The 25,782-nt window shown below is 42.9% G+C and carries 17 protein-coding genes; 7 read left to right on the top strand and 10 right to left on the bottom strand.

Annotated features, from left to right (window positions below; genetic code table 11):
* Positions 1–295: 295 nt before the first annotated feature.
* The 4 genes from phnE (QUF19_RS10020) to phnD form a co-directional block, all read right to left on the bottom strand.
* Positions 296–1,126, bottom strand: a complete 831-nt coding sequence (gene phnE, locus QUF19_RS10020; RefSeq protein WP_198595879.1) for a phosphonate ABC transporter, permease protein PhnE — start codon at positions 1,124–1,126, stop codon at positions 296–298.
* A gap of 10 nt (positions 1,127–1,136) precedes the next feature.
* Positions 1,137–1,991 (bottom strand): phosphonate ABC transporter, permease protein PhnE, encoded by an 855-nt coding sequence (phnE, locus tag QUF19_RS10015; RefSeq protein ID WP_241908102.1) that lies wholly within the window; start codon positions 1,989–1,991, stop codon positions 1,137–1,139.
* Complete coding sequence (gene phnC, locus QUF19_RS10010) at positions 1,988–2,806, bottom strand: phosphonate ABC transporter ATP-binding protein (protein ID WP_286292426.1); 819 nt, start codon at positions 2,804–2,806, stop codon at positions 1,988–1,990. The genes phnE (QUF19_RS10015) and phnC overlap by 4 nt, the downstream gene beginning before the upstream one ends.
* 142 nt (positions 2,807–2,948) lie before the next feature.
* Entirely contained in the window at positions 2,949–3,905 is a 957-nt protein-coding gene (phnD, locus tag QUF19_RS10005) for a phosphate/phosphite/phosphonate ABC transporter substrate-binding protein (protein WP_286292424.1), read from the bottom strand.
* Positions 3,906–4,170: 265 nt separating this feature from the next.
* On the opposite strand from phnD, the gene QUF19_RS10000 reads away from it, so the two are divergent.
* Positions 4,171–4,887: a FadR/GntR family transcriptional regulator gene (locus tag QUF19_RS10000; RefSeq protein WP_017090781.1), complete on the top strand. Its 717-nt coding sequence runs from the start codon at positions 4,171–4,173 to the stop codon at positions 4,885–4,887.
* A 278-nt stretch (positions 4,888–5,165) separates the two neighbouring features.
* On the opposite strand, the gene QUF19_RS09995 is transcribed toward QUF19_RS10000, so the two are convergent.
* From QUF19_RS09995 to QUF19_RS09980, 4 genes are all read right to left on the bottom strand, one after another.
* Positions 5,166–6,665: a tripartite tricarboxylate transporter permease gene (locus QUF19_RS09995; protein WP_286292418.1), complete on the bottom strand. Its 1,500-nt coding sequence runs from the start codon at positions 6,663–6,665 to the stop codon at positions 5,166–5,168.
* Positions 6,666–6,674: 9 nt separating this feature from the next.
* Entirely contained in the window at positions 6,675–7,130 is a 456-nt protein-coding gene (locus QUF19_RS09990) for a tripartite tricarboxylate transporter TctB family protein (protein ID WP_102437330.1), read from the bottom strand.
* Positions 7,131–7,215: 85 nt separating this feature from the next.
* Complete coding sequence (locus QUF19_RS09985; RefSeq protein WP_286292413.1) at positions 7,216–8,142, bottom strand: tripartite tricarboxylate transporter substrate binding protein; 927 nt, start codon at positions 8,140–8,142, stop codon at positions 7,216–7,218.
* A 25-nt stretch (positions 8,143–8,167) separates the two neighbouring features.
* Positions 8,168–8,638 (bottom strand): hypothetical protein, encoded by a 471-nt coding sequence (locus QUF19_RS09980; protein ID WP_017080997.1) that lies wholly within the window; start codon positions 8,636–8,638, stop codon positions 8,168–8,170.
* 986 nt (positions 8,639–9,624) lie between these two features.
* Between QUF19_RS09980 and QUF19_RS09975 the strand changes: the two genes are divergently transcribed.
* The 6 genes from QUF19_RS09975 (at position 9,625) to QUF19_RS09950 (ending at position 22,260) form a co-directional block, all read left to right on the top strand.
* A complete protein-coding gene (locus QUF19_RS09975; RefSeq protein ID WP_102437334.1) occupies positions 9,625–11,403 on the top strand; it encodes a sodium:solute symporter family transporter in 1,779 nt (592 codons plus the stop codon).
* Positions 11,404–11,620: 217 nt separating this feature from the next.
* Positions 11,621–13,699, top strand: a complete 2,079-nt coding sequence (locus tag QUF19_RS09970; protein WP_286292405.1) for a DUF4962 domain-containing protein — start codon at positions 11,621–11,623, stop codon at positions 13,697–13,699.
* Between the two features lie 652 nt (positions 13,700–14,351).
* A complete protein-coding gene (locus QUF19_RS09965) occupies positions 14,352–15,233 on the top strand; it encodes an NAD(P)-dependent oxidoreductase (protein ID WP_004733521.1) in 882 nt (293 codons plus the stop codon).
* 1,162 nt (positions 15,234–16,395) lie between these two features.
* Complete coding sequence (locus QUF19_RS09960; RefSeq protein WP_286298863.1) at positions 16,396–18,267, top strand: methyl-accepting chemotaxis protein; 1,872 nt, start codon at positions 16,396–16,398, stop codon at positions 18,265–18,267.
* A gap of 238 nt (positions 18,268–18,505) precedes the next feature.
* Positions 18,506–20,248 carry a polysaccharide lyase family 7 protein gene (locus tag QUF19_RS09955; RefSeq protein ID WP_286292347.1) on the top strand — a complete coding sequence of 581 codons (1,743 nt, stop codon included), beginning with the start codon at positions 18,506–18,508 and terminating at the stop codon, positions 20,246–20,248.
* A gap of 443 nt (positions 20,249–20,691) precedes the next feature.
* Entirely contained in the window at positions 20,692–22,260 is a 1,569-nt protein-coding gene (locus tag QUF19_RS09950) for a polysaccharide lyase family 7 protein (protein ID WP_286292346.1), read from the top strand.
* Between the two features lie 932 nt (positions 22,261–23,192).
* Here the strand turns inward: QUF19_RS09950 and QUF19_RS09945 are convergent.
* Together QUF19_RS09945 and QUF19_RS09940 are read right to left on the bottom strand one after the other, a co-directional pair.
* Positions 23,193–24,431 (bottom strand): right-handed parallel beta-helix repeat-containing protein, encoded by a 1,239-nt coding sequence (locus QUF19_RS09945; RefSeq protein ID WP_286292344.1) that lies wholly within the window; start codon positions 24,429–24,431, stop codon positions 23,193–23,195.
* Positions 24,432–24,624: 193 nt separating this feature from the next.
* Entirely contained in the window at positions 24,625–25,485 is an 861-nt protein-coding gene (locus tag QUF19_RS09940) for an oligogalacturonate-specific porin KdgM family protein (protein ID WP_286292342.1), read from the bottom strand.
* Positions 25,486–25,782 lie beyond the last annotated feature (297 nt).

Raw genomic sequence — 25,782 nt, 5'->3', positions numbered from 1 at the left:
CGTGTTGACTTTTCGCGGTTAAATTTTGTTCGAGATAAAAGCGTTTTAATCGAGGCGAGGGGGAAGTCGCCTAGTCATTCTAAGCAAATCCCCCTCAACAAAGAGTAAAACGCTTTTAGCCGAACCCTTCGGGCAGCGTTTGCTGGTCATTTCTACTACGTTATCGGCTTCTCATGTAGGCTAGCTACACATCGAAGCCTCTGTCTTGTATAAATACCCAGCAACTCGCTGCAAAAATCAGCTCGAAAGGTCAACACGCCCTAAATAACCGTCTATTTGACGTTGTTTTTAGTATTTAGATAAGGGCTTTTCTTGCTTTGGCAGCCACCCATTCGGAGAAGATGACTGTCACTAGAATCGCACAGAAAATCACAGTCACTTGCGGCCATGCCAGCATTGCCATCGACTCTTGTAATTTTAAGCCGATACCGCCAGCGCCCACCAAACCTAAGACGGTAGACTCTCGAATATTGATGTCCCAACGGAACAAGCTCGTACCGATGAAACTTGGCATCACTTGTGGAAGAATGCCGTAGTTCAATACTTGTAGTGGGGATGCCCCCGTCGATTGAATCGCTGACATCTGCGTGACGTTCACTTCTTCAATCGCTTCGTACATCAACTTAGCTACGAAACCAATCGAGCGCAGCGCAATCGCGATAATACCTGCTAATAACCCTGGGCCGATGATAGCCACCAATAGAAGTGCCCAAATTAGCGAGTTGATCGAGCGACTTGCCGCAATGATGAACAGTGCGATAGGCCTGATAAACGTTGTGCTTGGCGTTGTGTTGCGTGCGGCTAAGAACGCCACTGGAAATGCCAGTACGATTCCTAACAGTGTGCCAAGTGTTGCGATGTTAATGGTGTCCCACAAAGGACTCCAAAGTGACTCTAAATAGCTCCATCTTGGTGGCCACATACGTGACGAGATATCAGCAAGTTGGTTGGGTGAGTCAGTCACAAAGTACCAAATGGTGTCTTTGTTCATGACTTGCCATGCAAAAACCGTTAGGGCAACAAAGCAAAGCCAGCCAATCCAAAGCATTAGGCTCTGTTTACTGTCGTAACGCTGCCATTGGGTACGATTCATGGAGCTTGTAGAGGTGTCATTTAGCGTGCTCATTGGTCGTTCCTTACTGCACATGCTTGCGGATGATGGTCGATAGGTATTCACACAACATCACGATCACGATAATAATCAATAGAATAGCGGCCGCTGCGCTGTATTCGTAACGGTCCATGGCGGTGTTCAATGTTGCGCCGATGCCCCCTGCGCCCACAATGCCAATCACAGCAGATTCGCGAAAGTTGATGTCGAGTCGATACATCGAAAGCCCGATAAAGCGTGGCATTACCTGCGCTTGAATCGCATAGTTCACTTGTTGTAGCCAACTTGCGCCAGTTGCGCGCATTGCGGTGAGTGGTGCTGGGTCAATGGCTTCAATCTCATCGGCAAACAATTTAGCGAGAAAGCCGATAGTTGCGAATGTCAGCGTGACAAAACCCGCAAACGTACCAAAGCCAAACAGAGCCACACACAGAATCGCAACGATGATCTCTTGTAAGCTACGAGCGATTGAAATAAACGCACGACAGAATAGATAAACAGGAGTAGGGGCAAGGTTTTTGGCTGCACCTAATCCGAATGGGATTGAAAGAATGACACCTGCCACCGTTGATGTGAGCGTCATGGTTAAGCTCTCAATCAAACCTTGTGAGATGTTGTTCCAACGTCCGCCAAAGTCAGGGTTCATGAAAGCTAAAATGAACTGCCAACCGCGTTCGCTGCCTTCGTAGATTCGAGCCCAGTTTACGTGTACCGATTGAGTCGCAAGGTATAAGTACACCGCGACGATGATGATCAAACTCCAACGCAACCATGAATTAGATATAAGTGGCGGCTTTGTCCAATGTGTCGGGTATTGTTTGGGGTTCTGTTGTGCAGACTTTAAATGCCGCTGAGCTTGTTTTGGATATGGCTGAGTCATATTGTTGCCTCAGACAAGCGAGGGTTCATGATGATCAGATCATCTTCCTCTTCTTCTGCTTGTTGGCTCCAATCTTCTTCACCGTAGATCTGTGTGAGTACGTCTTCGGTGAGCAAGTTTGGTTTGTCATCAAACACCACACAGCCAGCATTTAGGCCGACAACACGGTCGACAAACTGTTTCGCTAACTGAACGTCGTGAATATTGATGATGGCTGGGAGTTGTTGTTCTGAACAAATTTCGCTGATCAATCGCATGATCTGTCGGGCAGTGCGTGGATCGAGCGCGGCCGTAGGTTCATCAATTAATAGTAACTTTGGCTTTTGAGCGAGTGCACGTGCAATACCTACGCGTTGGCGTTGGCCACCTGATAGGGCATCAGCTCTTTTATTTGCGTGTTCTAATAATCCAACGCGGTCGAGTAGCGCATAAGCGGCTTGGATATCCGATTCTGGGAAACGACGAGTGAAGCTTTGCCAGAAATTCACGTACCCCAAACGGCCTGAAAGTACGTTTTCCATGACTGTTAAACGTTCAATCAGTGCATACTCTTGGAAAATCATCCCAATTTCACGTCGAGAATGTCTCAGTTGGCGCTTAGACAAGCTCTCTAGGTTGGTGTTGGAGAAGATAACTTCACCGCTGGTGGGCTCGGTTAGTCGATTAATACAGCGAATCAGCGTTGATTTACCCGCACCAGATGGGCCAATCAATCCAACGACTTCACCGGCGTTCACCGATAAGCTAACGTTGGTCAGGGCTTTATCAGAACTGGAGTAGTGCTTGGTAAGCCCTTTAAGGGTAAGAGTAGACATAGAATTCCTATAAGGACGGTGTACTAACAGTTCGCCTGAGGCAGAAATCGGAAGCAAACCGCTGAGAGTGGTGAGTAACTGCAGGCGCGTAAGCCTGCAGTTAGTTTTATCAATGTGTGATTGGCTTTTAGTTCGGTTGAACTTAGCTACACGTGTAAGACACTTTATTGGCTGTATCGATAGTGCGGATCACTTCCCAGTGCTCTTGGTAAGTGATCGGAACAAATTTCGCTTCACCGTTACGCTCAAATTCTTCTTGAAGCTTCGTGCCTTCCCAGTCGAAAGTGAAGAACGCTTTTTGAATCTTCTCTTGAAGCTCTGGTGTCAGGTTGTGTGCTGTGCCGTAAGCCGTTGTTGGGAAGGTCTGTGACTTGTAGATGCTCTTGATTTGACCTTCTTTCACGACTTCACGTGAAAGCATACGGTTCAATACTGAGTTAGCGACGGCTGCTGCGTCGTAATCTTTGTGTGCCACACCCAAAATAGAGTTGTCGTGCGCGCCAGAGAAAGCCGGTTTGAAATCACGCTCAGGTTGAAGCTGGTATTCAGCATCCAGAATCGCAGAAGGGGCTTTGAAACCAGAGTTTGACGTTTGCGATGTGAATGCTAGGTTTTTGCCGTTTAGGTCTTCCACCTTTTCGATGCCTGAACCTGGGTGCGTGATGATTTCCATTTCGTAACCGAAAGAGCCATCTTCAGCCGCCATCATGGTGAATGGAGCAAAGCCAGCACAGTTAACTGCTAGTGGCGTGGAACCTGTGTTGAAACCTGCGATATGCAGACGACCTGAACGCATTGCTTCAATTTGAGCTGCGTTATTTTGAACAGGGAAGAAACGAACCGTTTTTTCCGTTGTTTTTTCAAGGTGGCTCAAAAACTCGCTCCACACATCAGCGTATACTGCTGGATCTTCAACTGGCGTGTAAGCAAAAATTAGCGTGTTTGGGTCCACCCATTGTGATTTATCTTGAGGTACATCGGCGACCAAGTTACCAGAGCGGTCTTCGTATCGCGTATCCATCGCTAATGCAGAACCAGAAAAAATCAGCGCAGCAGTAATAGCGCTTTTAAGCGTGAGATTTGTTTTTGTCGGTTTCATTATGTCAGTCCAATTGAGTGATTTGTTGGAAGGAAGTATAGGAATCGAGGATGACAGAACCGATGCTTTTTGATGACGGATTTATGAATGGTGTAACATAATGTTTCTAGCAGAGTGGAATTAGATACTTTCTAAGTGTTTGATTAGGCGACTAAATTAATAGCCTGTGATTCGTTTGGATTTTACTCAATTGGCTGTAGGTTGAAATACTGTTATAGTGATCCTTAAATAATACATAAACATAACATATAAAATAAGTGAACTTATGGTTACCACTTTTAATTCAATTTCGGGCTCGAAGCGCAGCCTGCACGTGCAAGTAGCTCGTGAAATCGCTCGTGGAATCTTGTCTGGCGAACTGCCACAAGGTTCTATTATTCCTGGTGAAATGGCGTTGTGTGAACAGTTTGGTATCAGCCGAACGGCACTTCGCGAAGCTGTTAAACTATTGACCTCTAAAGGTCTGTTAGAGTCCCGCCCGAAAATCGGTACTCGTGTAGTCGACCGCGCATACTGGAACTTCCTTGATCCTCAACTGATTGAATGGATGGACGGTCTAACCGACGTAGACCAATTCTGTTCACAGTTCTTAGGTCTTCGCCGTGCGATTGAACCTGAAGCGTGTGCACTGGCGGCAAAATTTGCGACGGCTGAGCAACGTATCGAGCTTTCAGAGATCTTCCAAAAAATGGTAGAAGTGGATGAAGCAGAAGTGTTTGACCAAGAGCGTTGGACAGACATTGATACTCGTTTCCATAGCTTGATCTTCAACGCGACCGGTAACGACTTCTACTTGCCATTTGGCAACATTCTGACAACCATGTTCATTAACTTCATTGTGCACTCTTCTGAAGAGGGAAGCACATGTATCAATGAACACCGTAGAATCTATGAAGCTATCATGGCGGGTGACAGTGACAAGGCGAGAGTCGTGTCTGCAGCTCACTTGCAAGATGCTAACCACCGTTTGGCGACTGCGTAATAGAAACGATTTAAAGTACATCTGAGCCATCTCACATTGAGATGAACAGCCTCACGTTCAGATAAACGACTTAAAAAGGTATGCCAAGTGCATGCCTTTTTTATTGTCTGTCTTTTACAGAAATTGATTGTTTATTGTGTACGAAAAAGCCAGAGACTTAGGTCTCTGGCTTTGGTTTTTTAAGGTTACAGGTTACAGGTTACAGGTTACAGGTTACAGGTTATAGCTAATAAGCTAAATGCTGTGCCTTAACCGCTATCCATTGAACAAGCCGTCAACTATGGACATTGTTCAGTTTCCTTTTGTTTCTGCTTCTTCTTCATTTTTAACGTTGAATAAACAGAGAATACAGCCAACACGATAAACGCGAGTGCAATAGGGCGCTCATAAAGGAAAGACCAACTGCCATCGTACATCAGCAGTGATTTCCTCAGATTTGTTTCTGCCATTGGCCCTAAAATGATCGCAAGCAGAATTGGCGAAGACGGAATATCCAGTTTAGTTAAGATAAAGCCCAACAGACCGAAACCGATCGCAATACCCACATCAAACATCGAGTTGTTAATCGCGTAAGCACCAACGATCGACAAGAAGACAATAATTGGGATCATGATGATCTTGGGTACTTCAATGATGCGGCAGAAGAAACGAATACCCAATAAGCCAATCACTAGCATCACAAGGTTAGCAACCAACATCGAGCTGAATACGCCATAAACCACTTCTGGGTTTTGGGCAAACAGCAGAGGCCCCGGTGTTAAACCTTGAACAATCAGTGCGCCCAGAAGAACCGCTGCCACAGCATCCCCCGGAACGCCAAGTGTTAACAATGGAACTAACGAACCACCCGTTACACCGTTGTTTCCAGATTCGGCTGCTGCTAGACCTCGAACTGATCCTTTACCAAACTCTTCTGGTTTTTTCGATGAACGCTTGGCTTCGTTGTAACAAACGAATGCTGAAATATCAGCACCAGCCCCCGGTACAGAACCGATGGTTGTTCCCATCAAACCACTTTTTATTGCGGTTGGTAGCATTTCTTTAAGGTCGCCTTTGCTCAATAATTTGTGGTCAAACTTCGGCGCGACGACTTTTTTCTCAGAGAACAGTTTCTCTAGTTGGTTTAATGCTTCAGATAGAGCGAACAGACCAATCAAAACAGGGATGACGTTGATTCCGCTGTAGAGATCCATGATGTCAAAAGTAAATCTTGGCACACTGCTGATTGGGTCGAGCCCAACGGTCGATACCAGTAGTCCAATCGTACCCGCAAGTAACCCTTTAAAGATGTTGTTCGAAGAAACGCTCGCAATGATAGTTAAACCAAACAGAGCAAGTGCGAAGTACTCTGGTGCATTAAAACGCAGTGCAAAGGTTGCCAGTTTAGGTGCAATGGCAATAAGGACGATAGTACTGAGTAACCCGCCAATAAATGAAGCAACAGCCGAAATACTTAATGCTCTTGCTGCTTGCCCTCTAACAGCCATGGTGTGGCCGTCGAGTACACTTGCTGCAGACGCTGGTGTTCCTGGCGTTTTAAGCAGTATTGCGGCAATTGAACCACCGTAAATGCCACCAATGTATACACCAATTAACATCACGAGGGCTGACGTCGGTTCCATGCCAAAGGTAAACGGCAGGAGAATCGCGACGCCCATCGTCGCCGTTAGGCCGGGTAGTGCGCCTAAAATAACGCCGCCCAGTACGCCAAAAACAAGGACAGGAAGCACTGCAAAACTAACAGCGGTAGCGAGACCATCGATTAGATATTCAAACATTATGACCTCCTATGACCAGGTTGCTTCAGGAAGCGCGATGTAGAACACCTCGCCAAACAAATAGTAAACCGCAAAAACAAAGACAACGGCGACAACGTAGTAGATTGGCTTCTTAACTTTGAAGTAAACGAGGTAGAACATAAATGCAATCAAACTCGCGTAAAGGTAGCCAACCACACTGATGAGTAATGCGTATCCGATAAGAAAAGCAACGCCGAAGATAGACATCTTGCTTATCATCGGTTCTTGTTGTTCTGAGACGCCTTTGAGTTTGTGTTGAATGATGAGAACAATGCAGATAGCAATCTGAGCAATCACAATCATCATCGGGAAGAATTTTGCATCAACACTTGCATCTTGATACATCGGACGATCAAACTGAGTAATCAACGCGAGTGCTATTGCGCTCAATATGATGATTATGGAAGGGAAAACGACATTCCGATTTAAGTTGGCGTTAGACATAGAATTTACCCCTAAAAAGTAAAGCAAGGGAAAGGTACAGACCGATAAAAAAGGCACAACTGATCGTTGTGCCTCTGGATGAATGTTATTGAATGAGTTCAGTAAGCGATTTTGTATCTTCTGCAACGAATGCAGTGAAGGCTTTATCGTCAAGGTTGTGGATAGTCATTGCGCCTTTTGCCATGAAAGACTTGAACTCTTCACTTGCCATTGCTTCATCAAATGCAGCACCCAGTTTCTCGATGACTGCATCCGGCGTATCTTTTGGAGCGCCGATACCACGCCATGTTCCTGTGACTACATCAATACCTTGCTCTTTCAAAGTAGGGACATCGGGAATGTATTGAATACGTTCTTCTGACATGACACCTAATGCTTTTAGTTGGCCTGAACGAAGCTGAGCGATGGCTTCACCCGGTGTCACCATGGTTACGTCTGTGTGGTGGCCGAGTACTGCAGGAATTGCTTCAGATGCACCGTTGTAAGGGATAGCGTTGAGTTTAATATCTTGGTCTTTTTCAAGAGACATTAAGTAGAAGTTTGGCGCAGCGGTTGAAGCAAATTTCACGCTGCCTGGTTTTTCTTTGGCTTCTTTAATCAGATCATTGATGGTGTTGTATGGGCTATCGGCTGCAACCAATACGACCGCTGGGTCGAGGTTAACTAAGCGAATGAGTCTAAAATCGTCTGCGGTATGGCGCATCAAACCCATTTGAGGAAGCGAAGCGATTTCACGTGTTACTACTGTTAATGTGTAACCATCAGCACGCTGCTGAGCTCCAAAGCTCATACCAACGGCGCCAGCACCACCCGTACGGTTCATGATTGAAATGTTTTGTCCTAGAATGTCTTTCGCACTATTTGCAAGGGTACGGCCAACGGCATCGGTACCGCCGCCCGCGCCAAATGGGACAACTAAGCGAATGTTTTTGCTCGGGTAGTCTGCTGCAATCGACGTTGCAGAAACAAGTATGCCGGCTGCCAACATGATGGATTTCAATAATTTACTCATAGTAAGTTCCTTCTGTTTCTAATTATTAGCGATATGTTTTTGTAGGGTTTTCTGCTTTTTCTGTTTGGTATTCGTGCATTGCTAGCTGTTCAATAGCTACCGCTATCCAGCCACTGATCAGCATGTCATACCATTGTTGTACGCCACTGCAGGCAACAACCACGTTTCCGTAAACAAACGAACCATAAAACAGTAAGTCTTCGTCACGTAATGAAGATGGATGTTGGGAATGAAGTGTTAGGTTGCTTGTCGATTCTCGCCATGCTTGCTGAGCTTTCTTACGAGCAAGGTGATCAAACTTGATAGTCCAGTTATCAGGGGTTCCTAAAGACTCTTCATAAAGAATGGCATCTTCAAAAGAGGCTTCCCAAGGCTTGAGATGTGGATTCATAACGACAATATGCAGTTCTTTTCTATTGGTTCTTTCAAACAGCTTGTCGATAGAGGGTTTAACGATATCGATAGCGTCTTGAGTGATATCTTTCATTGAGCGCATGCCACATGTCCTTATGTCTGGTTAGATATATAGAATATTGTATGACAATAATTCTTCAATTAACGAAAGCTTGGAAGCGCGGAGCGATCACAACCGGAAGTCTTCTAACTAGACTTCGATCTTGTTTTAACCGTATTGTTTCAAAAATAGTGTGATTCTGGTCTTTTATTGAGCTGGAAATAAATGCACTCAGCGCCAGCTTATTTTGTCTGATTTATTAGATATAAACTCATCATCATATGGTCACCGTTCTATTCATTCATATGGGCGAAAATTTTGGCGTGATAATAGAGCATCCTATAAAACAATGGGGTACATACGAACATGTAAGCGAACCAATCTGTTTGTTTTTAGGAAGTGTGTTGCACTGTTTTGGTTCAATCATTTTCCCATATTTCTTAAGCTATTCAGGTTGCTCAATACCCCCTAATCTTTGCACGCTCTCTTTATCACTCTCAGAGACAGCATGTTAAATTTCCTCTCCTAACTCATCAGGATATGGTCAAAATAATCATTCGATTGAGGTGATTTCTCATCCATTTGTATTTAGATCTAAAGATAAGAGCACTACACAAATTTGAATTGAATTCTAACTAGATTAACTTGTCAATTTTTTAAAAAACACTGGTTTATTGTGTGATTAATGGTCTTGATTGTCCTTTAGCTTGGCTTTGATTATTTTTGAGGATTTTATATTTATATGTATTTGGTTGCATTTTTAATTTAGTGCGTAAAGTCTCACTGTTTAGTGTAAGTGTCTGATTTTAAATCATTATTTTGTTTGTTTTTTTTAGGTGTGAAATTTTTATCTAAAATATCAGTAATTGCCTTGATGAATTGGCCATATTCCATCCTATGTCATATATATAATTAACTTAATCAATCAAAATAAGATCACCATCACTTATTTGGATTATTGTACTACAAATAAATAGTCGAATTTCCTATAGTCCTCGTAACAAATTATAACGGACAAAGGATACACGATGGAACTCAACACGATTATTGTCGGCATTTATTTCCTATTCTTGATTGCGATAGGTTGGATGTTTAGAACATTTACAAGTACTACTAGTGACTACTTCCGCGGGGGCGGTAACATGTTGTGGTGGATGGTTGGTGCAACCGCCTTTATGACCCAGTTTAGTGCATGGACATTCACCGGTGCGGCAGGTAAAGCGTATAACGATGGTTTTGCTGTTGCGGTCATTTTCGTAGCCAACGCATTTGGTTACTTCATGAACTACGCATACTTCGCGCCGAAATTCCGCCAACTTCGTGTTGTTACCGTAATTGAAGCGATTCGTATGCGTTTCGGCGCAACCAACGAACAAGTATTCACTTGGTCTTCAATGCCGAACTCAGTGGTATCTGCGGGTGTGTGGTTAAACGCATTGGCAATCATCGCTTCGGGTATCTTCGGTTTCGACATGAACATGACTATCTGGGTGACTGGCCTAGTGGTATTGGCAATGTCGGTAACAGGTGGTTCATGGGCGGTAATCGCATCTGACTTCATGCAGATGGTTATCATCATGGCGGTAACGGTAACTTGTGCGGTTGTAGCGGTTGTTCAAGGTGGCGGTGTTGGTGAGATTGTTAACAACTTCCCAGTACAAGATGGTGGTTCGTTCCTTTGGGGCAACAACATCAACTACCTAAGCATCTTCACGATTTGGGCATTCTTCATCTTCGTTAAGCAGTTCTCTATTACTAACAACATGCTTAACTCTTACCGTTACCTAGCGGCTAAAGACTCAAAGAACGCTAAGAAAGCTGCACTGCTTGCTTGTGTGTTGATGTTGTGTGGCGTGTTTATTTGGTTCATGCCTTCTTGGTTCATTGCAGGCCAAGGTGTTGATTTATCAGCGGCTTACCCGAATGCAGGTAAAAAAGCGGGTGACTTTGCTTACCTATACTTTGTACAAGAATACATGCCAGCAGGTATGGTTGGTCTATTAGTTGCCGCGATGTTTGCCGCGACAATGTCTTCAATGGATTCTGGTCTAAACCGTAACTCAGGTATCTTCGTTAAGAACTTCTACGAAACAATCGTTCGTAAAGGTCAAGCATCTGAGAAAGAGCTAGTAACCGTATCTAAAATTACTTCAGCGGTATTTGGCTTCGCTATTATCCTTATCGCACAGTTCATCAACTCGCTTAAAGGTTTGAGCCTGTTTGATACGATGATGTACGTAGGTGCGTTAATCGGTTTCCCTATGACGATTCCTGCATTCCTTGGCTTCTTTATTAAGAAGACTCCGGACTGGGCTGGTTGGGGTACGCTAGTTGTTGGTGGTATCGTATCTTATGTAGTTGGTTTTGTTATCGACGCAGAGATGGTAGCAGCGGTGTTTGGTCTTGATACTCTAACAGGACGTGAATGGTCTGATGTTAAAGTTGCGATAGGTCTCATTGCTCACATCACGCTAACCGGTGGCTTCTTCGTACTATCTACAATGTTCTACAAGCCTCTATCAAAAGAACGTCAAGCGGATGTTGATAAGTTCTTTGGCAACTTAGAAACACCATTAGTCGCTGAATCGGCAGAGCAAAAAGTGTTGGATAACAAACAACGTCAAATGCTTGGTAAACTGATTGCGGTAGCGGGTGTTGGTATTATGCTGATGGCTCTTCTGACTAACCCAATGTGGGGGCGTTTAGTCTTCATCCTATGTGGTGTGATAGTGGGTGGTGTCGGTATTCTACTTGTGAAAGCGGTCGATGACGGCGGCAAGCAAGCTAAAGTTGTAACTGAAAGCTAATATATAGCGAACACTTAGATAGAATGCGACGACTCGAAAGGGCGTCGCATTTTTGCTTTGTGAAGCGAGTAAACGTGTCAGCCTTACAACATCAGACCTAAATCACGAAAACTGTAAAAAATTGTACGATTGAATCGAAATACATTCAATTGTCCTACAATAAGACGTATATTATTGCTAATTCCTTTCAATCAACTTGAAAAATAAGTGAGTTAGAATGAGCGACCAAAAATCTCTTGATGCAATCAGGAAGATGAAGCTGGAAAACGATACTTCAGCAGGTAATCTTGTAGACCTACTCCCTATCGAAGTTCAAACACGTGACTTCGACCTATCATTCCTAGACACCTTGAGCGAAGCACGTCCGCGTCTTCTTGTTCAAGCTGATCAGTTAGAAGAATTCAAAGCGAAAGTGAAAGCTGATGAAGCTCACTGCATGTTTGACGATTTCTACAACAACTCTACAGTTAAGTTCCTTGAGACAGCTCCTTTTGAAGAGCCTCAAGCGTACCCAGCTGAGACGGTAGGTAAAGCTTCTTTATGGCGTCCTTACTGGCGTCAAATGTACGTTGATTGCCAAATGGCACTGAACGCGACACGTAACCTAGCGATTGCTGGTGTTGTAAAAGAAGACGAAGCGCTAATTGCTAAAGCAAAAGCTTGGACTCTAAAACTGTCTACGTACGATCCAGAAGGCGTGACTTCTCGTGGTTATAACGATGAAGCGGCTTTCCGTGTCATCGCTGCTATGGCTTGGGGTTACGACTGGCTACACGGCTACTTCACAGATGAAGAACGTCAGCAAGTTCAAGATGCTTTGATTGAACGTCTAGACGAAATCATGCACCACCTGAAAGTGACGGTTGATCTATTGAACAACCCACTAAACAGCCACGGTGTTCGTTCTATCTCTTCTGCTATCATCCCAACGTGTATCGCGCTTTACCACGATCACCCGAAAGCAGGCGAGTACATTGCTTACGCGCTAGAATACTACGCAGTACACTACCCACCATGGGGCGGTGTAGACGGCGGTTGGGCTGAAGGTCCAGACTACTGGAACACACAAACTGCATTCCTAGGCGAAGCATTCGATCTATTGAAAGCATACTGTGGCGTAGACATGTTCAACAAAACATTCTACGAAAACACAGGTGACTTCCCACTTTACTGTATGCCTGTTCACTCTAAGCGCGCGAGCTTCTGTGACCAGTCTTCAATCGGTGATTTCCCAGGTTTAAAACTGGCTTACAACATCAAGCATTACGCGGGTGTTAATCAGAAGCCTGAGTACGTTTGGTACTACAATCAACTGAAAGGCCGTGACACTGAAGCACACACCAAATTCTACAACTTTGGTTGGTGGGACTTCGGTTACGACGATCTTCGTTTTAACTTCCTTTGGGATGCACCTGAAGAGAAAGCACCATCGAACGATCCACTTTTGAAAGTATTCCCAATCACGGGTTGGGCTGCATTCCATAACAAGATGACTGAGCGTGATAACCATATTCACATGGTATTCAAATGTTCTCCGTTTGGCTCAATCAGTCACTCTCACGGTGACCAAAACGCATTTACGTTGCACGCATTCGGTGAAACGCTAGCGTCAGTAACAGGTTACTACGGTGGTTTCGGTGTAGACATGCACACTAAGTGGCGTCGTCAAACGTTCTCTAAAAACCTTCCACTATTTGGTGGTAAAGGTCAGTACGGAGAGAACAAGAACACAGGCTACGAAAACCACCAAGATCGCTTCTGTATCGAAGCGGGCGGCACTATCTCTGACTTCGACACTGAATCTGATGTGAAGATGGTTGAAGGTGATGCAACGGCATCTTACAAGTACTTCGTTCCTGAAATTGAATATTACAAGCGTAAAGTCTGGTTCGTTCAAGGTAAAGTATTCGTAATGCAAGACAAAGCAACGCTTTCTGAAGAGAAAGACATGACTTGGCTAATGCACACAACTTTCGCAAACGAAGTGGCAGACAAGTCTTTCACTATCCGTGGCGAAGTTGCTCACCTAGACGTAAACTTCATCAACGAGTCTGCTGATAACATCACTTCAGTTAAGAACGTTGAAGGCTTCGGCGAAGTTGACCCATACGAGTTTAAAGATCTTGAGATCCACCGTCATGTTGAAGTGGAATTCAAGCCATCGAAAGAGCACAACATCTTGACGCTTCTCGTTCCTAATAAGAATGAAGGCGAGCAAGTTGAAGTGTCTCATAAGCTTGAAGGCAACACGCTACTGCTCAATGTTGACGGTGAAACGGTTTCAATCGAACTGTAATCCGCTGAAGTAACAGAAGCTAGATATTAAAACTCCGAGTGAAAGCTCGGAGTTTTTTTGTTTGTCTAGTTAGTTGGTTGGAAGAGTTAGATAAGTTAGCAAACCCATCAGGTTGAAAGAAAACTTGATTGGCCAGAGATAAATAGCTTCTCGATGCTAAGTCAGTGGCTCAGGGCTGAATTTGAACACTGATGCACACAAAGACCGGGTATGTACTTAGCCACTATGCTGAATGACATGTGCGGGAGTCGTATAAGAGACTCGCATGTATCGCTCTGTTAGAAGAATAGGGCGCCAACGCCTGTTTCCTAGAAATTGTTATAACTTACTTTTCCGTGAACAGTCTTATCACTGGCTGAGTAAGGGAGTAGTGAACTATACATAGGTAATGAACTATACATAGGTAAAGGCGTAGCTTGTTCTTACTAATCGTATGACATTTAACGTACGTTATTTCATCAATAGACGGTTTTTAAAGTGGCAAATAGTTCCTGTAAGTACAAAGCGTGACCCATATTTTCTCGTAAAGTGAACCCCCGTCACAACTTGCATCGAACCATCAAATCAATGCCCTAAAACTATTGCGTAACGAGAAAGACGTAGTTATTATAATGAGTATATAATCATACAATACTATATTTGGAGTTTGAACATGACTAAACCTGTAATCGGTTTCATTGGCCTAGGTCTTATGGGCGGCAACATGGTTGAAAACCTACAAAAGCGCGGCTACCACGTAAACGTAATGGATCTAAGCGCTGAAGCTGTTGCTCGCGTTACAGATCGCGGCAATGCGACTGCATTCACTTCTGCTAAAGAACTAGCTGCTGCAAGTGACATCGTTCAGTTTTGTCTTACGACTTCAGCTGTTGTTGAAAAAATCGTTTACGGCGAAGACGGCGTTCTAGCGGGCATCAAAGAAGGCGCAGTACTAGTAGACTTCGGTACTTCTATCCCAGCTTCTACTAAGAAAATCGGCGCAGCTCTTGCTGAAAAAGGCGCGGGCATGATCGACGCACCTCTAGGTCGTACTCCTGCACATGCTAAAGATGGTCTTCTGAACATCATGGCTGCTGGCGACATGGAAACTTTCAACAAAGTTAAACCTGTTCTTGAAGAGCAAGGCGAAAACGTATTCCACCTAGGCGCTCTAGGTTCTGGTCACGTAACTAAGCTTGTAAACAACTTCATGGGCATGACGACTGTTGCAACTATGTCTCAAGCTTTCGCTGTTGCTCAACGCGCTGGTGTTGATGGCCAACAACTGTTTGACATCATGTCTGCAGGTCCATCTAACTCTCCGTTCATGCAATTCTGTAAGTTCTACGCAGTAGACGGCGAAGAGAAGCTAGGTTTCTCTGTTGCTAACGCTAACAAAGACCTTGGTTACTTCCTTGCTCTTTGTGAAGAGCTAGGTACTGAGTCTCTAATCGCTCAAGGTACTGCAACAAGCCTACAAGCTGCTGTTGATGCAGGCATGGGTAACAACGATGTACCAGTAATCTTCGACTACTTCGCTAAACTAGAGAAGTAATCGACGTACGACCTCGCTAGGGTATTGCCTGTCTTTTAGGCGGCGATACCTCAGCGAGGTTCGTTTTTATCTACACCAGGTCTTATTTACAAGCCCGTTTTATCTCAAATTCCGCTTTATCTGCAACTACAATTCCCAGCTTACTCCCACAGTTTCACTCTTTTTCGTAAAGCCGCAACCATCTGTATTATTCTTCTAGCTCTACTTTTTTGCTTCCTGTTGTTCTATCTAATCAAAACTCTACCTGTTTCGACTTTCATTTAATCTCGATTTTCAATGCTGCAAAGCTGCTTGCTAACACTCAACGCCTCCAGAAATTCTTTGTTCTAGACGCGCTTTGTTAGGCATCAGCTGATTCTCTATGCTCAAATCTCTAATACCGTCACTACTGCGCGATAGTTTGTAGCGTAGATCGATAACCAAAATCCGAAGCAATAATCACAAAGCAAAAAAAAGCCCATACAGCTGGTGACTGTGTGGGCGTATTCGGACTAGCCGTCTGGAAAAACCAATGAACAAGATAAGTGAAATAACGATTAACGAGATCCCCCGACAGTTTCTGCATTAAACGTGTTCAATGACCTTAAAGCGAGTTGCTTCAATTACCACTTTGAATTGCACAAAAGCATCCAGAAAGAACTTAAGTTATGATTCAAATACACCATACATTAGGGGTTATTGTATTACAAATAAATCTAGAGATTGAATGCCTTTAGTGAATGGTTGGTTAGTGAAAATGTGATTTAATGCTCACTTTTCTAGTCAGCGAATCGAGATTGATATGAATAATTTAAGTAGAGGCATTATCGGCGAAGTTGTTGTTCTGTTATTCAAAAGTCGATCATTTTTAGTGATTTACTTATTCTTTCCCAATCGCGTTAAAAGTCCAGACTCATAAATGATACCTATGTCACAGGGTGGTTTTAGCCAGTTTTCATATATCAATATCGCTCACAGAAAGCGCAGTTAATTAAACATACAATATTAATTAAATCGATGGTTGTGACGATGGATCGGCATGAACAAGTTTCGCTTCCCGTATCTTCGAAAATCTTAAAAATGACCATTTCATTCGGATGAAAATAATAGATATAGGTTGATATGGATGATGAGTTTTATGAATTCAAAATTGTCTCTAGGGTTTAAAGGAAAATTGATTTTAATGGTAGCGATCGTCAGTTCTAGTGCATTGGCATTTACGAACTGGTTTACGCTTGACTTAGCAACAGACCAGGTAAACCAAACGATTTATAACGAGATTGACCACTCGCTAACGATAGAAATTAATCAAATAGAAAGTACCGTCCAGCGCACCATAGATACCGTCAATTCCGTTGCACAAGAGTTCATGAAATCCCCATATCAAGTGCCTAATGAAGCGCTTATGCATTACGCCGCCAAGCTCGGTGGCATTGATAAAATTGTAGTGGGTTTTGACGACGGCCGTTCTTATACTTCTCGTCCGTCAGAATCTTTCCCTAACGGTGTTGGAATCAAAGAAAAATACAACCCAACAACTCGCCCTTGGTATCAACAGGCAAAATTGAAATCAGGTTTATCTTTTAGTGATCTGTTTTTCACTAAGAGTACTCAAGTGCCTATGATTGGTGTGACGTACTCATACCAAGATCGCGTGATCATGGCCGATATTCGCTTTGATGATTTGGAAGCACAGCTTAAACAGTTAGATAGCATCTACGAAGCAAAAGGTATCATCGTGGATGAGAGAGGAATGGTTGTTGCTTCCACAATAGAGAACGTGCTTCCGCAAACCAATATCTTCTCTGCTGATGCCTTGATGAAACTAAGCAGTGCAATTGAACTGCCTGACCAGTTCATTGAAGGTGTGATTGATGGCAATCCAAGAATCTTGATGGCTAAGAAGGTGGATATTGGCAGTCAAAAAGAATGGTTCATGATTTCCAGTATCGATCCTGAGTTAGCGTTAAATCAGTTGAATGGTGTGATGTCGAATACGCGAATGCTGATTGTCGCCTGTGTATTCGGTTCGGTGATATTGATGATTTTACTTCTGAATCGTTTTTACCGCCCAATCGTGTCACTGCGCAAAATCGTTCATGACCTTTCTCAAGGTAATGGCGATTTGACTCAAAGGCTTGCTGAGAAAGGCAATGACGACCTAGGACACATCGCCAAAGACATCAATTTGTTTATCATTGGCCTGCAAGAAATGGTTAAAGATGTAAAATTCAAGAACTCGGATCTCGATACCAAGGTATTAAGCATTCGAGAAGGTTGTAAAGAAACCAGCGATGTATTGAAAGTCCATACTGATGAAACCGTTCAAGTGGTCTCAGCGATTAATGGTTTGTCTGAAGCATCAAATGAAGTGGAAAAGAACTCACAGTCAGCGGCAGATGCAGCACGAGATGCCGCTGTGTTTAGCGATGAGACTAAGCAAATCAATACAGTGACAGAAACGTACATCAGTGATCTTGAGAAGCAAGTCGGTACGACGTCTGATGATATTCGCTCTATGGCCAACGAAACACAGAGCATACAGTCGATTGTGTCTGTGATTGGCGGCATTGCTGAACAAACCAACTTACTGGCATTGAATGCATCTATAGAGGCGGCAAGAGCAGGCGAGCATGGTCGAGGTTTTGCTGTGGTGGCTGATGAAGTCCGTGCGCTAGCAAACCGAACTCAAATCAGTACCTCTGAAATAGAAGAGGCGCTATCTGGGTTGCAGTCTAAATCGGATGGCTTGGTTAAATCGATTGAGTTAACGAAGAGCAATTGCGAGATGACTCGTGCTCAAGTGGTTCAAGCCGTTAACATGCTGGCGAAGCTAACGGAACAGATGGAAACCGTGAGTCGTTTCAATAATGATATTTCTGGCTCTTCTGTCGAGCAGAATGCCCTCATTCAAAGTATCGCTAAGAACATGCACAAGATTGAAAGCTTCGTCGAAGAGCTCAATAAGCTAAGCCAAGATCAACTGACAGAGTCGGCAGAGATCAAAACACTGAATGGCAGCGTCAGTGAACTGATGAGCAGTTTTAAAGTTTAATTGCTTCCATAAATAATATTTAAAAATCAGTATTTTAAATTTTATTTTTAGTCAAAGAGCCACTCAATAACTTTCGAGTTTGGAGTGGCCTTTCTGCGTTGTTTTTGTCTCAAACCCTACGTGAAATCTACTCATATAACTTCATCTGTCGCATCTCACATTCTGATAAACTCACAATTGACATAAAATAGTACAAATATACATTATCACTCTACTCTTATGGATAAGTGAGATAAATGTGAATAAGCCAATCATCATCGTTGCGCTCGCTTCGCTCACATACGGCTGCGGTGGAAGCAGCTCAAGTGATAGTAGTGAATCTTCTGATAACACCAATCCAGGATCGTCCTATGGCGTTGTTGCGCCTTATGATATTGCTAAGTATCAAAACATCCTCTCGAGTTCTGACCTTCAGGTATCGGATCCTAACGGCACACAGGGTAATAAAACTTCTGAAGTTAAAGATGGGGATTTCGATGGCTACATCAGTGATTATTTTTACGCGGATAAAGAGACGGAAAACCTAATTTTCAAAATGGCGAACTATAAGATGCGTTCAGAGGTTCGTGAGGGAGAAAACTTTGATATCAATGAAACTGGTGTAAGACGAAGCCTGTATGCGGAAATAAGCTTACCTGATATCGAACATGCAATGGCGAGTTCACCCGCTGATCACGATGAAGTTACGTTGCTACAGATACACAATAAGGGCACTGACGCGAATGGCACAGGTTACATTCCTCATCCGTTATTACGTGTGGTGTGGGAGCAAGAGAGGGAAGGCCTCACGGGACATTATTGGGCGGTCATGAAGAACAATGCGATTGACTGTAGCAGTGCTGCTGACTCTACGGATTGTTATGCCACTTCGTACGATCGCTACGATTTAGGAGAGGCGGAACTGGATAGTTTTACCAAGTTTGATCTTTCTGTTTATGAAAACACACTGTCGATCAAAGTGAATGACGAAATAAAAGTGAATCAAGATGTCGCGTATTGGCAGCAACTATTGAGTTACTTCAAAGCGGGTATCTACAACCAGTTCGAAAATGGTGAAGCGACCGCTTACTATCAGGCCTTGAGATACACCACGACTCAAATTAATGGTTCAAACGATTGGGACATTAATGATTGGAAGCTGACCATTCCCGCGAGTAAAGACACTTGGTATGGATCTGGTGGTGACAGTGCTGCTGAATTAGAACCGGAGCGTTGTGAATCGAGCAAAGATCTTCTTTCAAATGACAGCGATGTGTACCACAGCGATATCAACCTTTCTTACTTCAACACAGATGAAGGAAGAATGCACTTTAGAGCGGATATGGGATATGGCACTTCTACCCAAAACTCTAGCTATATTCGCTCTGAGTTCAGGGAGTTGTATCAAAGCAGTGCTCAACCGGATTGCAGTACTAGCGATGAAGATACAAGTTGGTATTTGAACGACACTAGAACGAACGCTACCAGTCACGAGCTAACCGCAAGTTTACGAATTGAAGACTACCCGAATATCAATAACCAAGACCCGAAAGTGGTGCTTGGGCAAATTCACGGTTGGAAGATCAATCAAGCCTTGGTCAAGTTGCTGTGGGAAGGAGAGGGTAAGCCAGTGCGAGTCATATTGAACTCGGACTTTGAGCGTAATAATCAAGACTGCGATTATTGTGAACCGTTCAGTGTTGAGTTAGGTACTTACTCGGCCAGCGAAGAGTGGCGATATACGATTCGCGCTAACCAAAATGGTGTTTATCTGGCGACTCATGATTCAGATGGAACTAATACGGTATCGCACATGATTGCTTGGGGGGAAGACTATCAAGACAAAGATGGAGAGACGGTTTTATTGACGTCAGATTGGACATCGACAGACATTGCATTCTATTTCAAAGCGGGTATCTACCCTCAATTTAAGCCTGATAGCGATTATGCCGGTGAGGTGTTTGATGTGAGCTTTAGCGCTCTTAGATCCACACACTATTGAGTATCCCGGAACTTGAATACCATCACTGATGCTTGAATAGTTATAACTGATATCTAAAGGCCACATTTGTTTCTAACAAGGTGGTCTTTTTGTTTTCTGGAAGGGGAGGTGATTGCTTGTTTTTATTGATGAAAAATCGGGTTCATTGAGTTCAAAACTTGTCGTTTCAACGTGGTTGTTCTTCGGCTTGCTAGCCTATTTTGTATTCCTAATTTATATATATTGTCTTTTATCAATAGGAAGTGTGATCCAGTTAAAGTATGGCAGATCGGAAAGTGTTCCTAGTCTCATTTATTCAATGAAATGTTTTATTTGTATTATAAGATTACGTAATATTTTTGTGTTATCGCAAATACTGAGAGAGGAATTGCCTTATAGCTCGTGTTTGCTGATTTAGCTTTCACTTACGAACGCTGTCTTTGTATTATAATAATGGATTAAATATGAAACAAATCACTCTAAAAACCTTACTCGCTTCTTCTATTTTACTTGCGGTTGGCTGTGCAAGCACAAGCACGCCTACAGCAGATTTTCCAAATAACAAAGAGACCGGTGAAGCTATCCTAACACCGGTTGCTATGACCGCTAGTAGCCACGATGGTAACGGCCCTGATCGTTTGTTTGACCAAGACTTAACAACCCGTTGGTCTTCTGCAGGTGACGGCGAATGGGCCATGTTGGATTATGGTTCAGTGCAAGAGTTTGACGCTGTTCAAGCATCATTTAGCAAAGGTAATGAGCGTCAATCTAAATTTGATATTCAAGTTAGTGTTGACGGTGAAAACTGGACAACCGTACTTGAAAACCAAATGAGTTCAGGTAAAGCGATTGGCCTAGAGCGTTTTCAGTTTGAGCCTGCGGTTAAAGCACGTTACGTGAGATACGTTGGTCACGGCAACACCAAAAATGGTTGGAACAGTGTGACTGAACTAGCGGCGGTTAACTGTAATGTTAACGCTTGTCCGGCTAGTCATATCATTACTTCAGATGTTGTTGCTGCAGAAGCCGTAATGATCGCTGAAATGAAAGCAGCAGAGAAAGCCCACAAGGCCGCACGAAAAGATCTTCGTTCTGGTAACTTCGGTGTCGCAGCGGTTTACCCTTGTAAAACTTCAGTTGAATGTGACACTCGTAGTGCGCTACCAGTACCAACAGGTCTACCAGCAACACCTGTTGCGGCTAATGCACCGAGCGAAAACTTTGATATGACTCACTGGTACCTATCTCAACCATTCGATCATGACAAAAATGGCAAGCCTGATGATGTGTCTGAGTGGAACCTTGCAAACGGTTACCAACACCCAGAAATCTTCTACACAGCAGACGACGGCGGCCTAGTATTCAAGGCTTACGTGAAAGGTGTACGTACATCTAAAAACACTAAGTACGCGCGTACTGAACTTCGTGAGATGATGCGTCGTGGTGACCAGTCTATCAGCACTAAAGGTGTTAATAAGAACAACTGGGTATTCTCAAGCGCACCTGAGTCTGACCTAGAAGCTGCCGCAGGTATTGACGGCGTTCTAGAAGCGACATTGAAAATCGACCACGCAACAACAACGGGTAATGCGAATGAAGTAGGTCGTTTTATCATCGGTCAGATTCACGATCAAAACGATGAGCCGATTCGTTTGTACTACCGTAAATTGCCAAACCAAGCAACGGGCGCAGTTTACTTTGCACACGAAAGCCAAGACGCGACCAAAGAGGACTTCTACCCTCTAGTGGGCGACATGACGGCTGAAGTGGGTGAAGATGGTATCGCGCTTGGCGAAGTGTTCAGCTACCGCATTGACGTTAAAGGCAACACGATGACTGTTAGCTTAATGCGTGAAGGCAAAGACGACGTTGTACAAGTGGTTGATATGAGCGAAAGCGGCTACGACGTTGGCGGCAAATACATGTACTTCAAAGCGGGTGTTTACAACCAAAACATCAGCGGCGACCTAGACGATTACTCACAAGCGACTTTCTACCAGCTAGACGTATCGCACGATCAATACAAAAAGTAATCTAACCAAATAAACAATAGCCTCCAACTCCTAGAGTTCGGAGGCTTTTTTGTGTCTGGTATTTGGGCTTAAGCGTATAATTTAATTGAGTAGAAGAGGGGGTAGTTATCAGTTACACAGAGTTTAAGAAATTATCATTAAGCTCATTCAGTATTAACTTTAGTCATTATCAGTTTCAGTCACCATTAACCTCGCTCATGATTATCTCAGTTACTAATAGACAAATTTGTCGCGGATTCAAACCCAAATAATGTCGTGATGTTTATCGAAATCACCATAGCTCGAAAACTTTGACCTCGTTCTCAAGGCTTTGCCAATGCACGAACGTATTATTGTGCGTGGTCTACTTATAAACGTTAGCTCGGCTGACTACTCCCGTACTGTTCTTGAAACCGTCACTCTTGGGTTGTTGAGTAAGACTCCTAGCAACCGCCATAAATAGTGCTTTAACTCTTTCATAATTAGAAGGGCAGGGTTAGCCATCATTCTATTAGCTCTTATGCTCTATGAAATACATAGGTAGGTTAAAGTCGATAATCAAACGACTCTATCAGCTCAAGGTTGTGTGCTTTAGCGTTAGTTACTTGCAGGTCATAAATGCCCTGATTGTAGTTGTACGATGACGCTGAATAATAATTTGTAGGTATTAGTATAACTGAGAGACTTTGTCTATCTATGATAGATACAGGGCTTTGAGAGGGCTAGAACAGTAGAAAGACAGAATGACAATTAGCGCAAGAGTTATTCTGGTTTTTCATTAGAGTTAATAAAATAGATATTTGGCTTGTTAGATTTAATCGTGTCATAAGCTCTGTGTTTTAAAAAATAAAAAAGCCATAGCAGTTGCTATGGCTTTGGATAAATCAGGTTCCATGATAAGAAAACAGCATGTCAACTAGCCTATTTTGATATTCTTAGTCTTAGTCTTAGTCTTAGTTCAAGATATTTTCTTTACCTGCCTCAGTGTTAATTGCAGATGGTTGTGCGTAAATAGCTGTATTTCTAAAATCGCTAGTGTTGTCTGCTGAAAGTAGGGTTTTATAACCATTGAACGTATTACTTTCGACAGTTACATTACAGGTGTTGTTATTATCGTTATCCTTTATTTCCGCACCGCTAGAATCACCAACTTTAATTCCGCCAACATCACTACCACCAGATTTAATAGTGAATGTATTATTTGTGATTTGTGAACCAAATCGCGCGTTGTTACTACTACAGTTAATACGAATTGCATTATTTTGGATACTGCCACTTAAACCGAAAAATTCGCTATTGTCTAATGTAAAGTAACCTCGAGAGAATAACCAACTTGCTTTTTTAGTACCTAGATCATCTTCGGTAATTCCGTTTGCATCGAACTTTAGGTTTTCAAGTGCTACAGGATCTGAATCTTTACCAATTTTACCAATGATGATCGCACCAGTTTCATTATCTGAAGTACCTGCTGACTCTCTACCAAAACATCCGGCCAAATTATCATTGGCAAAAGTCATGTTTTTGATACTAGCACCGGGTGCAGTGACATCAATACAAGCATCTCCGGTAATTGTTACCAAACTAGCACCATCAAGTATAACGGCTTTGTTTAACTCGATAACGCCAGTATCAAATGTACCTTGAGATGATAGTTCAATAATCGCGCCATCTTCTGCTGATGCAATCGCAGCGTTCACATCATCGACTGATTTAGGTTTTCCATCATCGGCATTTTCTAATGCAGTTATAACAGATTCATCTGTAATCTCTGTTGCTGAGTAAGCTGTTTCTACGTCATCTTTTTCACATGTCATATCTAGCTGTTGCTCAGTCACTGTGTAAGTACAGTCCTTACCTTCAAAGGAAACAACACCTTCTTCTTCAGCAGTATATATTGAACTCTCAAAAGTGAAGCCATTAGCTACGTCTCCACTGTAAATGCTTAGAGCACGAGTACCTTCCTCATCATTATCAAAGCGATATGGTGAAGTTCCGCTGAGTGACTGTGCAGCAACAGCACCACCTGTCAGATCCCAATAGACGTTTTCTATAGAGTAAACTTCAACAGGTTCAACAGGTTCAACAGGGTCAGTTCCGCCTGGGTCTGTTGGAATTGGTAAACCATCACTGTTACAACCAAATAATAAACCTGTCGAAAGGGCGACAGCAGTAGCGATTTTAGAAATCTGCATAAAATATTCTCTTTATGATATTAAATCCATATGTAAACCACATAAGAAATAGATAATGAATAGTCGTTAAATATTTTATTAGGATAAAACTAATATTAATTAGAACATCCTATTCTTTAAAATAAAGTAATTAAATATGCCCCAAAATTTTACAAGAGGAGAGGGGTGCTTTAATAAGTTGACTATTTTCTAATTAGAATGAGTAAGCAACGCCAACACGGTATTTTGCTTCACGATCTTTAGAAGATGAGCTGATATCAGATGACCAGATTTCAGCAAAAGGTTTCCAAGAACCGAACTTGTAGTTAACTTTTAAACCTGCATCCCATTCCCAGTCATCACTGTTGTAAAGGAGTACGTTATCCAAAGATTTTACATAGTTTGCTTCGTAAGAAAGGCCAAGCTTGGGAATCGATTCAATTTTGTAAGAACCGGTTAATGTAACTTTTGATTTCTGTGCGGACTCTAAACGCTCGCCGGTCTCTGAATCTTTGTCACCAAATTGAGTATGGTTACGGAAATCTGCGTATTCGTGACGGTAACGAATGGCAGTCGTAAGGCCCATATCTGCTTTATAACCAACGCGGAACTGAGGTTTGAACGTAACCTTCTTCATCTTCCAGTCGCCATCGTTAGCATTAGGCTCATCCCAATCCCAGGCAATAGGCATCCCCATTTGTAGATACCAATTGTTGTCTATTTTGTATGTAGCTGTGTTATCAATTTCCATACCATAGATGTACCAATTTCCATCATAGAAGCTTCTACTGTTCGCTGATTTAACAGAGCCTGAATCTTCATCGTAGTAAGAGTCATCACCGTGGAACTTAAGTTCTAGACCAGTAGAGTGCTTCCACTTGTCTGACAGCTTAAAGCTTTCACCTAGCTTAACTCGGTGTTGATGGCGAGCGTCAACATGCGCTTCGTCACCGTTAGTTTTTGTATAGTCAGTCGCTGCACGATACTCATAACGGTAATCAAGTGTTGTAGCAGTCGCTGTGCCCGCTAAAAGAGTACAAGCAACAGCTGCAGCAATTTTTGTAACAGAATTCATACCTTTGTCTCACTATTATTTTTTTATTCTGGATACATCCAATGTACCCCTGGCTCACAAACCAATACCTTACATGGTATTAAATTAATGTATGACAAATATGGTATTTATTCTTGGGCTATATTTCTGTGAGATCTATCAAAAGTTCCGACTAATGGCCTATTTATATAGCTAAATGTTATGAATATCCCAATTTAAAGCTGATCAATCAAATCAATCATGACTCAGTTCTCATATTAACAAACCTTGTAAGCTCAGTTAGATGTATGTGTTAAAATAATACAAATGTAAGGATAC

Source organism: Vibrio sp. FE10, assembly GCF_030297155.1.
Lineage (GTDB): Bacteria > Pseudomonadota > Gammaproteobacteria > Enterobacterales > Vibrionaceae > Vibrio > Vibrio apostichopi.
Note: the sequence above shows the minus strand (reverse complement) of the source record. Positions and strands in the feature narration are given on the sequence as shown.

Coding starts and splice junctions, on each gene's coding strand:
- phnE (WP_198595879.1), bottom strand. CDS start 1,126: ATGAGCACGCTAAATGACACCTCTACAAGCTCCATGAATCGTACCCAA.
- phnE (WP_241908102.1), bottom strand. CDS start 1,991: ATGACTCAGCCATATCCAAAACAAGCTCAGCGGCATTTAAAGTCTGCA.
- phnC (WP_286292426.1), bottom strand. CDS start 2,806: ATGTCTACTCTTACCCTTAAAGGGCTTACCAAGCACTACTCCAGTTCT.
- phnD (WP_286292424.1), bottom strand. CDS start 3,905: ATGAAACCGACAAAAACAAATCTCACGCTTAAAAGCGCTATTACTGCT.
- QUF19_RS10000 (WP_017090781.1), top strand. CDS start 4,171: ATGGTTACCACTTTTAATTCAATTTCGGGCTCGAAGCGCAGCCTGCAC.
- QUF19_RS09995 (WP_286292418.1), bottom strand. CDS start 6,665: ATGTTTGAATATCTAATCGATGGTCTCGCTACCGCTGTTAGTTTTGCA.
- QUF19_RS09990 (WP_102437330.1), bottom strand. CDS start 7,130: ATGTCTAACGCCAACTTAAATCGGAATGTCGTTTTCCCTTCCATAATC.
- QUF19_RS09985 (WP_286292413.1), bottom strand. CDS start 8,142: ATGAGTAAATTATTGAAATCCATCATGTTGGCAGCCGGCATACTTGTT.
- QUF19_RS09980 (WP_017080997.1), bottom strand. CDS start 8,638: ATGCGCTCAATGAAAGATATCACTCAAGACGCTATCGATATCGTTAAA.
- QUF19_RS09975 (WP_102437334.1), top strand. CDS start 9,625: ATGGAACTCAACACGATTATTGTCGGCATTTATTTCCTATTCTTGATT.
- QUF19_RS09970 (WP_286292405.1), top strand. CDS start 11,621: ATGAGCGACCAAAAATCTCTTGATGCAATCAGGAAGATGAAGCTGGAA.
- QUF19_RS09965 (WP_004733521.1), top strand. CDS start 14,352: ATGACTAAACCTGTAATCGGTTTCATTGGCCTAGGTCTTATGGGCGGC.
- QUF19_RS09960 (WP_286298863.1), top strand. CDS start 16,396: ATGGTAGCGATCGTCAGTTCTAGTGCATTGGCATTTACGAACTGGTTT.
- QUF19_RS09950 (WP_286292346.1), top strand. CDS start 20,692: ATGAAACAAATCACTCTAAAAACCTTACTCGCTTCTTCTATTTTACTT.
- QUF19_RS09945 (WP_286292344.1), bottom strand. CDS start 24,431: ATGCAGATTTCTAAAATCGCTACTGCTGTCGCCCTTTCGACAGGTTTA.
- QUF19_RS09940 (WP_286292342.1), bottom strand. CDS start 25,485: ATGAATTCTGTTACAAAAATTGCTGCAGCTGTTGCTTGTACTCTTTTA.